The 12,310-nt window shown below is 44.5% G+C and carries 7 protein-coding genes; 4 read left to right on the top strand and 3 right to left on the bottom strand.

What is annotated here, in order from left to right; all coding sequences use genetic code 11:
* The first annotated feature begins 369 nt into the window (after positions 1 to 369).
* The gene (locus tag ACYVJM_RS30990) at positions 370 to 612 is read left to right on the top strand and encodes a TraR/DksA family transcriptional regulator (protein ID WP_461151997.1); all 243 of its coding nucleotides are present in this window, start codon (positions 370 to 372) and stop codon (positions 610 to 612) included.
* Between the two features lie 886 nt (positions 613 to 1,498).
* On the opposite strand, the gene ACYVJM_RS30985 is transcribed toward ACYVJM_RS30990, so the two are convergent.
* Positions 1,499 to 2,482 carry a site-specific integrase gene (locus ACYVJM_RS30985; protein ID WP_461151996.1) on the bottom strand — a complete coding sequence of 328 codons (984 nt, stop codon included), beginning with the start codon at positions 2,480 to 2,482 and terminating at the stop codon, positions 1,499 to 1,501.
* A gap of 482 nt (positions 2,483 to 2,964) precedes the next feature.
* The gene (locus ACYVJM_RS30980) at positions 2,965 to 3,453 is read right to left on the bottom strand and encodes a hypothetical protein (RefSeq protein WP_461151995.1); all 489 of its coding nucleotides are present in this window, start codon (positions 3,451 to 3,453) and stop codon (positions 2,965 to 2,967) included.
* A 54-nt stretch (positions 3,454 to 3,507) separates the two neighbouring features.
* On the opposite strand from ACYVJM_RS30980, the gene ACYVJM_RS30975 reads away from it, so the two are divergent.
* The 3 genes from ACYVJM_RS30975 (at position 3,508) to ACYVJM_RS30965 (ending at position 10,656) form a co-directional block, all read left to right on the top strand.
* On the top strand, positions 3,508 to 3,651 hold the full coding sequence (locus tag ACYVJM_RS30975; protein ID WP_461151994.1) for a hypothetical protein: 144 nt from the start codon (positions 3,508 to 3,510) through the stop codon (positions 3,649 to 3,651).
* Between the two features lie 665 nt (positions 3,652 to 4,316).
* A complete protein-coding gene (locus ACYVJM_RS30970) occupies positions 4,317 to 6,815 on the top strand; it encodes a tetratricopeptide repeat protein (RefSeq protein ID WP_461151993.1) in 2,499 nt (832 codons plus the stop codon).
* 838 nt (positions 6,816 to 7,653) lie between these two features.
* Positions 7,654 to 10,656, top strand: coding sequence for a choice-of-anchor Q domain-containing protein (locus ACYVJM_RS30965; protein ID WP_461151992.1), 3,003 nt, complete (start codon positions 7,654 to 7,656; stop codon positions 10,654 to 10,656).
* A gap of 390 nt (positions 10,657 to 11,046) precedes the next feature.
* Here the strand turns inward: ACYVJM_RS30965 and ACYVJM_RS30960 are convergent, their stop codons facing one another.
* Positions 11,047 to 11,445 (bottom strand): response regulator, encoded by a 399-nt coding sequence (locus ACYVJM_RS30960; RefSeq protein ID WP_460979316.1) that lies wholly within the window; start codon positions 11,443 to 11,445, stop codon positions 11,047 to 11,049.
* Between the last annotated feature and the right edge of the window lie 865 nt (positions 11,446 to 12,310).

Below are 12,310 nucleotides of genomic sequence, written 5' to 3'. Positions count from 1 at the left end.
GGTTGGTTTGTCCGGGTTCATAAGCAGGTGCTATCTAGTCAGACTAACCTCGTTCAACCTATATGGTTTAGACAATCCGGGTTTCGGCTGACGGGTATTTACTCGTCGTTCGGCTAAGCGGAGTCGGCTGATGATCAGCGAGCCGGATCGCGTTTTTTGTTACCTTTTAACTCCCCTTTAGCCGCGTAAACTCGCGGCGGCTGGCTCAATTGATAGCTAAAGTCAGCTTTATTAATTGATTGGGAAATTCAGATATAACTAATTGTAATTCAGTATTCTGTTTATAGAAATAACCTACTTTAGTAAGCCGATTAAGGCACTATTCCGCCTGGTTCGGGGTTATACTTGTAGCCATAAGATATCCATTCTATGTACTGTGTTCGATGTGGTAATTTGATTCCTGAAGCTCGGCTGAAAGCGTTGCCAACGGTCAAGACCTGTGTCCATTGTTCACAAGTCCAACGGGTAGCAGGCTTCCCCCTCATTACCGGGAAAACCGCGTATTCGGCCCTACAAATTGTCTCACAAGCTGATGCCCAACAGCTGCATAAAATGGGAGCCCGACGAGGCACAGGAGCCTCTACCTATATGAAGCGCGAGAAGCGAAACTAGGGTCAGCTAGTTGAACACTGGTTTTGCGCTTGATCCAGCCTACTGTCGGCTAACTCCTCAACGAGTTGGCCGTTTTTTTTGGATTCGATTGAAGTCGAAAGACATAAACGCTCATATGATTAGGTCGCTTTGGTGTAGCTGACCGTAGGGTAGACTCGATTGGTCATTACAACCGCCATTGGCTCACAGGCCAACCTTATGCATACGAAACGTAAGAAACGGATACGTTTTGATGAGCCATAAAAGGCGGGTCTGAACTTCTTCCAGACTCAACTGCTTCGCTGAATCCGCTACAGGCAACAGCGCTTCGCTTGTTTCGGCAAACGCCTTTACCGGGATCCACTCACTTTGTACGGGTGCCAGAAACTGAACTTAGTGATAGACCATATTTGGCTATCTCTAAGTACTCAAACACACAACATACTTAGTCGATAGTGCAAAGCTTATACGACTCCTCACACTGGTTCTATGGTAGGGCTACTTCGTCGGCTCAGCGGGTGCCCACGACTGACTCTAAAGGAAACTGGATGACCAAAAGTCAGACGTTTTTCCAGTCTTGTTGTCATCAGATTTTTCCATATTCATTCGAGTGTAAATCGGCCTATCTGCTGATTGTTCGATTTGTAGAAGGAGAAAAGTGGGATAGTTAACTAATCAACAAGTAAACAAATTTACAAATTTACAAATCAATTTTCTGGCGTAGGCTTGGCCCCATGGTTATGGGTTTGTCGAGCCAATTACGGCCGTTTTATTTACCGCTATTAGCTGGCTAGGCTGCGGTTCAAGGAAAGGGACCATCGGCTGAGCTTACCCGTTTGTTACCGACCCGGCAGAGCCTGCCGGTGAGCTTACTTAGCTCACCGATCGTACTTTTTTTATGGCACTCCTAGAGCCCCAGCTTACCCGAGGCATTATGTTTGCGGATGTTGCGACGGCGGTCATAGCGCTGAATCATGGTAGTCGTCCGGTGTTTGGTTTGATTCATCACTTCCAGATCATCCGCCCCGTTGGCTTTGGCAATGGTGACAAAACTGGCCCGCAGCGAGTGAGCGGTGAAATGCTCACCCAGTTGCTGCTGGACTAGTACGTTTACCCACTCATCGGACAGACGCTCCTGGGTAACCCGCTCCCCTTTCCGAATCCGAACGAACAAAGGGCCTTCATTTCGACCAATTATCGCTAGCCAGGCCTCAAGCGCCAGGATAGGGCAATATTCCGATTCGCTGGCATAGGCTACGGCTTTTTCTTCCACTTCCCCGAATTGATTGGTCTTCGAACGTTGAAGTTGGATGACCATGCCGGCCTCATCGATCAGAATATGATTCACATCTAATTGGGCTAGTTCACTGCGTCGAAAAGCACCCGTAAACCCCAGGAGTAAAATAGCTCGGTTTCGCAAACCGGTTGGCGTAGGGGGCAAGCTGTCCAGGGCCTGACGAAACTGCTTAAGGGAAAAGTCAGGAGCCTGTTTCTGACGCACGGTCTTTATCAGCTTAAAGCCTTTCATGAAAACCTTGAACTGCTCGTCGGTGGTGGGCGAGTCGGCTCGATGCTGTCGGTGGAGTTTAGCAATAGAGGCCAGGTGCCGTTGAATGGTAAAAAAGGACCGCGTTCGTCCCAGGAAGGTGACGTATTCCACCAGGGCTACGGGTGATAAAGGCGTTGGCTCATAGCCATTCTCTTCACACCAGGCAGAGTACGACTTGAGGTCAGTGAGAAAAGCGAGGTGCGAATTTACTGATCCTTGCCGGCCAGCTCGTAAGTACTCCCTGGCTTCCTGGTGAATCTGTTCGTCGACCCGTAAGAAGAGCTTTTGCTCGGAGGCAGGAATGAGCGTAAAGGATGGTTGACTCGAATCGGGTTGAGGCATAAGTTGAAGTGGGAGATGACCCTTCAAGACACGGTATGTCGAACGAAGTCGATGAAAACTAAGATCTATAACAAATATACCATTACTCGTGATAATTAAAGCTTATCACGAATAACGAGTTTTATAGTTTATAATATATGAAAACAACGTCGGCATATACTTTTTCATCAACGTCCGTAAATGATATGTAAAATAGATCAACAGCAGATTTGTTCTTATGGTGTAAGCTTCAAGGGGAGGGAAATTGATAACAGGATTTAGCTGAAGCGAAAAAAAACTGACACTGCTTGCCACAACTGAAGGAGGACCGTTCTAGTCTTGTGACAAACCAAAGCTAGTGCAAAACGGCAACGAATTAACTGACGAAGTGTCGTCCGGAAACAGAAGATGGCTTACCCTGAAAAGAAGGGGTTGAAAAACGGCCTTGCTCCTCGCAAGACAAAACACAAAAAAGCCCTGATCACTCAGGGCTTCTTACTTTCCTACTCCACAACGGAGGCCTGTTTGGCCTGGCGACCCCTTGGCTTTCCGGTGTAAGGAACTTTGGCCACTGCTGCTTGAGGAGCGATCTGAAGCTCAAAAGCGGTCGTGCCCTCATAGTCGAAAAGGCGAATCGTAAAGTCATGTTTCGTGTTCGCAAAATCAATGCCGCTCTTCTTTAAGAGAAAGGGGAGGGCCAGGGTATAGCTTTTAGCTGCTTGCTCGAAGGTGAAGGCTGCCTCCTGGGTACTGGTTGGCACTAAGTACAACGATTTAGCTTTCCGCTTGCCCTCGTCCATGCCTACCTTGAAGGACGTTTTCCCCAGATCAATCCCTAAATGAGCCACCGTTCTGGCGGGTAACACGAGCTTGCCGGCGGCCGAGATGTAACCGGTTAACGTTACTTTAGCGAGCTTGGCGGCTTTTTCGGCCTTAGCCTTTGGGGGTTGGTTATCCGTAGGTAAGAAGAAATGAATTGTTAGGGGTTTCATGCAGTTGGTTTTGAGACGTTATTGAACGAACAAAAGTAGACAATTTCGTATGGTATGAAGTCAACCCACGAATTCAAGCTTAACGACTTAGTTATCCTCATTAACCCAACGGCGGCTCAAGAGTTAGCAGCGGCTAATCCTGACATTGACTGGCCCGTGCCGGTGAACAGTCAATATGGGCAGCGGGTGCACTACTGAAACAGTCAACGGCGCGAATTTACCATCACCCTAAGTGCGACCGAAATCAGGAAAGTTGGTTGATCAGACCGCTTAGCCAACAGGCGTATTCGTTTACCGTCCCTGACGAAGAGCCCCTTTTCACCTCCCTGATGAGACGAGTGCATGGACTACTTATGACTTAATTTTCGCAACGATCCAGTGATCAGAAGCTGTCCTACATGGTGTAGGACAATGCTTGTTTTTGTTTTACATTCTGTAGTACTTAACATACAGAGATTATACGACAGATTACCGAGAACTAAATAGTTTACAATCAGAAAGATAAGCTGTAATATATTTGGACACCGCATCATGGCCGATGGCTCCATCTGTCAGCCGTGACAAATTTGCGGCCGTGGTCTGGCCAAAATTGCTGAGTAGGTAATCGGTATAGAGTTACAGGATTGTCTGCATACTTAAAATTAAACCTGCCACTCAAAACACTTTCCATACTTCGATCAAATGCCAGCAATAAACTGTGAATGATCCTTTACAAACTTATTCACAGGTATATAGAATATGCTCTCGAAACAAACTTGTGACATACAACTTAAATTAACTTAGTTGAAATAAGCTGTAAAAAACTGGTTTTTCTGTTGAATAAAACAAGTGAAATGTTCTTCATAATAATAAAAAAGAAAGCTATGAAAATTTTTTTCCGAAAAAATACAGATATAAAGCAAGGTCAACCAAACTCAACAGAAAGGAATAAGAGAAACAAACAAATGTTAACGATTTTTGGTGGTATCCTTACACTTGTGCTGGCTTTATGGCTCATTGATAATTATTTGAATTCAAATGCTGTCAAAGCCTTTAATAGTCTTCGTGATGTATTGCTCACATTTCTGGAAATTTTGGCGCTATGCCTGTTAATTATTATAATAGTTACAATAGTGCGCTGGTTGATACGCAATCCAGAAGGAATAGTTATTCTTCCATTTGAGATTGTACTCGTAGATGATAAGAATAAGCTGAGTTCTTATGATGGCAAATCCATTGCAGACTCTCTAACTGCTGACATAATTACAATTCGTAACGTTCATAAGCAAAATCAAGAAGGAAGCAGCAGGCTTAATCCTTTAGAACCAGAACAAGTAAATGGAGCAGATAATCAGGGTAATTCAGGATCTTCGAGGCAGAATTTACCTCCGAAGTTTACGGGAAAGTTTACAACTTCGCAGTTTGTTTCTAGCGGTGAAAATTTGAATGTTGGTTTTGCGGATATAGCAAATATTAGCGTTTCAGGCAATAGTATTTCGATTGGCAAGGTTCTCTTAACGTTAAAAAAACTTTGGAATGACCGAGACCCAAAATATGTAATTAGTGGAAGTTTACAGAAATACGGATCTACAACTCGACTAGTAAGTAGACTAAAGGCTTTAGGAGAAAAAGATATAATTATTTCGGAAGTACATAGGACAATTCAATCTGAGGACGAAATTCCTGAACTCATAAAGGATCTTGCATTTAATATTTGGCAGAATATTCCAAAGGATTGGATAGATATTTCAGGAACAGAGTCAAAAACTTGGTTCGGGCTAAAATATTTCACAGAGTCCCTAAATAGTTATAACTTATTTAAGATAAGTGGATTACGGATCCATCTGGAAGGTGCTACTACAAATTGTCTTAAAGCATCACAGGAAGAAATAGGCTATAAAAACCTTTACGTATTAGCCTCTAGCTTAGGTAGCGACATGTATACATTAAGCGAATTTTCTAAAGCACAAGAACTTTTTAAATGCGCAACGGAAGTGGCTTATGACGCGTTTCTTCCATCATCGGATGATTTTAAAACAAATGCAGCAAATGCTCATAACGCCTTCGGAGTATGTTGTTTGTCTCAGAAAAATTTCCCTGACGCCGAATTCAATTTTAGAAAAGCCATAGACTTAATGCCAAATACACTTGATGGTTATTATAATCTTAGCATAGTTTTATCACATTTAAACAGAACCGAAGAGGCACTTGATATTATTAATGACGTAGACAAACTCGGAATTATTAGCAGAGACAATTATAATACAATCCTTGGTGATTGGCTAAAAGACCTAGGTCTTGGGACTGCCGCTATTGAGAAATATAAGATCGCAATTGAAGAAGAACCAAATAATGTTAAACTTTACAATAAATGCGGGAAGATTTTTTCATATTTAGTAAAATATGAGGAAGCTATCGACGCTTTTAAGAAAGTCCTGGAAAAGGAACCGCAATATTCAGATGAATTTGGAAATCCGCATAATGATATTGGCTTAATTTATGTCGAATTGGGACGCCAGGAAGAAGCTTTAGAAGAATTTAACCTTGCTCTGCACCAAAACCCTACCTTTGCTGAAGCGCACTTTAATCTTGGCAATCTGTATTTTAATTCCCAGCCAAAGAATGAAACCCTGGCCATCACTGAATATGAAATAGCGCTTCAATTGGACCCGAAGCAAATGAAGGCTTATTATAATTTGGGATTAGTCTATTATAGTAAAAATGAGTACAACAAGGCGATTATCAATTTCCAACAAGCAATTGCAATTGGTATGAGTACCGAAGATTGTTATAATCAACTCGCCAACGCATTCTTTAACCTTGACGAGTTTGACAACGCTGAAATTCAATACAAAAAAGCTCTGGCACTAAATCAGGATAATTTTGATGCCCATTCAGGATTAGGATATTTATATCGCTTGAAAGAGGATTATCCGAAAGCCGTTTTAGCTTTTCGTCATGCGACAAGGCTCGACAAAAGAAATTCAGAAATCTTTCGAGGAACGGGTGAAATTTTTAGAAAATTAAAAAGCTGGGACGAGGCTATTTGGACATATCAGCAGGCAATCGAAATAGATGACAAAGATCCATATGGACATATCTGTTTGGCACATTGCCATCTTGCAAAGGAACAAATGGAGCTGTATGCTAAACAAATGAAAAGCGCCGAATTATTAAGGCAGCAATGGGAGCCAAATGATTATACTCTTGCTTGTTACGAAGCGCTTAATGGTAACCTTCCGATGGCTGTTGCTTCTCTACGTACTGTTTTAGAAAAAAAAATGCAAACTATTAAATACATCAACCTTGATATTGATTTTGAATCTATCCGAAATGAACCAGAATTTAAAAGACTTATCGAAGAGTACATATCGTATTACTGATGCGTGAGAAATTCTGTTATGTGCGGTACTTTTGCCTTTATAGAAATCTAACGTTATGTTTAAGCTGTTTTTAGGGGTCCTTTATTTGTAGTTAGTAGGCTCAATCTACAGATTGTTCATTAATGTAATATGGGTTTTTCTTCCTCCCTTTCTAAACTACAATTCAGTGTATTTTCATCGCTTTTACAAGGGGATCAATCTCGGAAATTTCACATAACATACGAAGTCTTATACAACTTAACTGAAAATTGTTCAATTTTTCAGCCGGTGATTAACACCTTATTGTCCACTTAATGACGTCTAAAGCTTAAATCGAACACTCAGTTGAGACTTCGGTGGTTAAACTAGCAGATGATTTCATTTAACTTAAAATTTAAGAGCAGCCTGAGGAGTTAACTTACTTTGGCCGCCCCCTCAGTATCAAATTTTAATCGTTCGGAGAATTACGGAGTCTCAATGGTAGTTGATAACTTACACCTAACAGGTTTTCCCTGCTATTTCTTCTATCTACACTCGACTAATGCATTTAACTACCACGGCTCCCGTAAATTGGGTCAAGACGGCCCCTTCTGCATTTCCTGTTCTATCTTCAGACTCCACATCCTGGTCATCCGGTGAGCTGATCGAATAGGCCGCTCCGCCTTTCTGAAATTCCTTCCTTTCTTCCGTTAATGCAACCGCTCGGGTTTTACAACTCGCAAGTCGGATACGGCTCATAGCCTGTAGGTTTATCAAACCACTTTTTGTGAGTGCGATAGCACCGTCAGATGACCCGCTTCAGTAGACCAATCGCTTTGCCATCAATCAACTGTCCCAACTAAACAAACAATGCCAACCTATGAGAGCTACTTTTACTAAGCTACTTGCTATCCTTCTACCAAAACTTTTGCTGGCTAGTCTGGTAGGGCTGCTAAGCAGCTTTAACCTGCAGGCCCAAATGGTCTATGTTACGCCCGATGGAGCTGGGCAGCACTCCGGTGTCGACTGGGCGAATGCTTTATCGGGTAGCCAACTACAACCAACCCTAAAGGACGCTCCGGAGGGAAGTGTTTTTCGCCTGGCCGCCGGGCTTTATAAGCCCAGCGCGACCGGTGACCGGATGGTTTCCTTTATCATTCCTACGGGCGTGCAGGTGGTGGGGGGCTATACCGCTAGTCAGGCGAACCCTAACCAACGGATGGCCTTTACGGACCCCGATCAACCCAGCAGTACGACTTTGTCAGGGGATATCAATAACGACCATCAACTTGACAGCGCCAACACCAACAACGTGGTTCGTTTTATCAAGGCCAACGAACAAACTTTGCTCGATGGCGTCGTCGTTACAGGCGGCTATGCCAATACGCTAAACCCGGATGCTCCCTTCTATAGTAATGTTGGAGGAGGCGGGGTATTTTTAGATAACACCATGAGCACTAACTCACCAGCAATCAACAACTGCTTATTTATTCATAACACTACCACGGGGATGGGGGGAGCTGTTTTTAATTTTGCTTGGTATACGGCTGTCGGACCGAAATTTATTAACTGTAACTTCATCGACAACAGGGCAAGAGCAGGGGGGGCCTTAAGTGCTTATGTTTACATGGGGCGGGGCAGTGTACAGTTCACCAATTGCCGTTTCATCCAAAATAAGGCAGTAACGGGGGGGGCTATCTATAACTATGTCTATGGTGAACTTGGAAGCCCCGGCATTTCCAACCCAAAGTTCTTTAATTGTGAGTTCTCCAATAATCGTGCTTCCGGTAATGGGGGGGCTATGTATAATGCGGTGGCTGGGGGCTCAAGTACGACTGCCACACCAGGGTTCCTGAATTGTACATTGCGGGACAATCAAGCCCAGAACGGGGGGGCTTTTTATAATGTGGCCACGCCCTATTATGTGCACTACACGCACCTGACCAGCGGCCCCGCCATGACAAATTGTATTCTTTGGAACAACGGGGGTAGTAATGCGATCATAAACGAACATTACATCCAACAAGAATACGTGACCAGTACGGGAGAGGGGCAGACTGAAGCTCATAATTGTGTACTGGAAGCAGGCACAACCCTTTCTTCTGGATCAGATAACCAGTTTGTTACGGTTTCCCCATTCCTCAATGAGCAGACGATACAGCTCCGGTCCTGTTCACCAGCCATCAACTTAGGTAAACACACCAGTTATTTAACCGGGCCTGAAATGGCCACTGATTTAGCGGGTAACCCACGCGTGTATCCCGAAGGGGGCCGTGTGGACATTGGCGCTTATGAATACCAACAGGCGAGCCCAGTCTGGTTGGTTATCACGCAACAACCATCTAGTCGAAATTCAGTTATCATCGGCTCACCCCTGCAAGTGCCCGTTGGCTTAAGTAGTCCGGCTACGGCCTATACCTGGTATCGGAACGGGAGTATCGTATCCGGTCAGCAGTCGGCTACCCTGACCTTAGCCAGTGTACAGCCAGATCAAGCGGGTGATTACAGCCTGGTAGCCTTTGGTACGTGCAACAGCGTCACGTCGACTGCTTCTACCGTAGTGGTTGTTCCACCCATCAGTTCATTGGTGAGTGAAATCACCGCTTCCACATCGACGCTTTGCGCGGGGACTACAACGACGTTGACGGCCCAGGTTACCGGCGGTACGGCGCCTTACACGTATGCTTGGTCGACTACGGGCGGAGCCACCCTACGCAATGCCCTGGCTAACACCATTGAGCTACTGGGTAGTACCGCTCAGCCCCTTTCGGTGCGCGTTCTGATCACCGATGGCGCGAGTATGACCACGAGTGCTACCCTGAGCCTGGTGGTTAAGGCACTACCCTCGGCCGACTTTTCGGGCTTATCATCGAGTCTCTGTCAAGGTACGGGCAGTATTTCCCTGACGGCGGAAACACCCGGGGGGCTCTTCACGGGTCCCGGCATGACCACCAACTTACTGCTCACCCAGGGTCTGATACCGGAGCAATCCTACACCATCACTTATCGTGTCAGTAGCCAGGGTTGTACCAGCAGCAGCAGTCAGGCGTTCCGGCTGGTTACGACGCCTGCAGCCCCCCGCCTACTCACGCAGTCGGGGCAGCTCTACCCCGGCAATCAGTCGTTTGTTGAGGTGGCTCAGTTCTCCGGAGTTGTTAGTCTGGTCAGTAGCGGCTGTAGTGGGGGCACGGTTAAGTGGCAAGGCCCCAACAACCAGTCTGGAACCGGTAACGTTGCCCTGGCGACCACTACGGTGGGGACCTTCATCTATATCGCCCGCTGTCAACAGGGAGCCTGCGTCAGTGAGCCGGCTCAGGCGACGGTGGTCATCAAGCCAGCACCCCTGCAGTTTGTCCCGCCGGTGTTTGATTGTGCCAGCGGCAAGTTAACGCTTCGCACGATCGGGGGGAATGGGCAAGCCATCGAGTATCAGATTGCGGGGGTCACCCAGGGTTGGTCAACCCAGAATCCGGTTGCTGTGAGCGCTAAGCAGACGACCAAACCGTTGAAGCTAAATGCCCGCCAGCGAGCTACTACGAATCAGGGGTTTGACAATGCCGATTTAACATATTCCGTACCCGCTTGTGCTGGCAGCCGATTGGGCATTGAGGAGGCAATGCCTGAGTTGACCGTCCGCGTTTTGGGTAACCCGGCCCATGCCGGATTGATTAAGCTGACCATAGCGGGTGCTGAGGGGTATCCGGTAAAACTACAATTGACGGATCTAACGGGTCGACTGCTGACAGAGCAGCAAATTGATCGAGCGGGTGCTGTGGAAGAGTGTCAACTACCGTCGGATAAGATAGGCAGCGGCCTTTTTCTGGTTCACGTGCTCACGCCTATCGATTCACAAACGATAAAAGTGATCAACAACCCCAATTAGGACAACCTGATAGAGCAAGGGTGCTAATACGAATAGAGGAGGTTGCCACTAAGGTAGAGTTCCCGTTTACCTTGGTGGCAACATCTGACCCGGTAGGTAGTAGGCCTTACCCGAAATCAATGGCTAACTTCCCAATGCAGGCTTATTAAACAGTGAATATTCTAACTAAAGAAGCGTTTTCCTGAACGATTGGGTAGTAATAAACACTTGAACTTTAACAATAAATTTATGCGAAGAATCTATCGTGAATTTGAGGTACGAGAATTGTACATTTCCTAGCCTTACCATTACGCTATACTCATTTCGGCAACGTTGTTACTTTATACTGGATACGAATGAAAATATATGAAACAGTGAAGAACCTTTTTTTATTGGTAGAAGTCTATTAACTCAGTGTGGAGCCCAAAGATTAACCAAACTTTGCACCAATTTCGTAAGATGACTGAATTGAACCGGTTTGTAAACGAAAGCATTGGCGCCAGCATGATAGCATTTATCTCGATCCTCCTCAGAGGATGAAGTAGTGCAAATTACGAATGGGATAGTTTTAAAAACGGATTGGAGTCGAAATTGCTGAAGCAACTCCAGACCGTTTCGACGAGGCATATTTAAATCAGACAATACAAATAAGGGAAAAGGTGGAGCTTGTATGAAAAGTTGAGCTTCTTCACCGTCTACAGCAAATACGCGAGGAAGATCTGGACAAACTGATTCGAAAGCCTGGTTAATTATCAATCGATCGTCTTCATCGTCCTCTACAATTAATATCCAATCCGTAATGTTCCTCATGTTTTTAGTTTTAGCCGAAATTGGACTATTCTTCAATTCATAAAAATTGGTGAAATGATTGATATCAATGGCAACTTTTTCCTATTGAAATTTATTTAATACTACTTCACTAGTGTAGGAGATGAAAAAATAGACTATCCTAATATAAATGGTCTTACTAGATCAAAGCATGTGCCATCGAAGAAAAGATTCAAAATGCTCCTAAAACACCTTATAACCGCATTTCATCTTGGATATCGATGAATTAGTCCATCGTATAAGTCCAAATTATAGGCGTAACTCCAAAATGTTAGTAATGTGAGACTTTACATAATTCCGTCCATAATAGGTAAGCTAAGGTTCTCAATTTACTAAATCATTCCTTATAAAAATTTTCCGCGAATAGGAATTAAAATAGTAGCAGTCAAGAGCCAGGATGCCAGATCCAGATCGCGCATAAATCTGGTCGAAGAGTTGAGTTTTAAGTCATAAAAAATATCTATTCGACCTACAGTTATTTGGAAATATCCAATAATTTGGATTTGCCCAATTTTGCCTTGTAAGTATTAGGCTCAAAACCTGCCGGTTCTCGTCTAGTTCGGAGAATTCTCTTTATTTTATTGTCCTTTTCTCAAACTACCTGGGTCGTTTCAAGAGTATAATTTCATCAGTTAAATAGCCTTAAACGATTATTTAAAGTCCTAATAAGGCCATCAACCGGTATTCTCTCGAAATCTGTTGCGCATTACCAACCCTTGACAAATACACCCCTCAATCCCTTAGAAAAGCGGTTTCTAGTCAAGGCTTGATTCTTGCAGGCCTATTTGCCTGTATATACCTGAACACCAAACTCTGTCTGTTCATCTAGTAGACTAATTTGTATAAT

The sequence above is a fragment of the Spirosoma pulveris genome, from assembly GCF_054781875.1.
The sequence above is the reverse complement of the archived record's forward strand: the minus strand, read 5'-3'. Positions and strand labels throughout refer to the sequence as shown.

Excerpts from the sequence above, each read along its gene's own strand:
- ACYVJM_RS30990 (WP_461151997.1), top strand. The coding sequence starts at position 370 with ATGTACTGTGTTCGATGTGGTAATTTGATTCCTGAAGCTCGGCTGAAA.
- ACYVJM_RS30985 (WP_461151996.1), bottom strand. The coding sequence starts at position 2,482 with ATGCCTCAACCCGATTCGAGTCAACCATCCTTTACGCTCATTCCTGCC.
- ACYVJM_RS30980 (WP_461151995.1), bottom strand. The coding sequence starts at position 3,453 with ATGAAACCCCTAACAATTCATTTCTTCTTACCTACGGATAACCAACCC.
- ACYVJM_RS30975 (WP_461151994.1), top strand. The coding sequence starts at position 3,508 with ATGAAGTCAACCCACGAATTCAAGCTTAACGACTTAGTTATCCTCATT.
- ACYVJM_RS30970 (WP_461151993.1), top strand. The coding sequence starts at position 4,317 with ATGAAAATTTTTTTCCGAAAAAATACAGATATAAAGCAAGGTCAACCA.
- ACYVJM_RS30965 (WP_461151992.1), top strand. The coding sequence starts at position 7,654 with ATGAGAGCTACTTTTACTAAGCTACTTGCTATCCTTCTACCAAAACTT.
- ACYVJM_RS30960 (WP_460979316.1), bottom strand. The coding sequence starts at position 11,445 with ATGAGGAACATTACGGATTGGATATTAATTGTAGAGGACGATGAAGAC.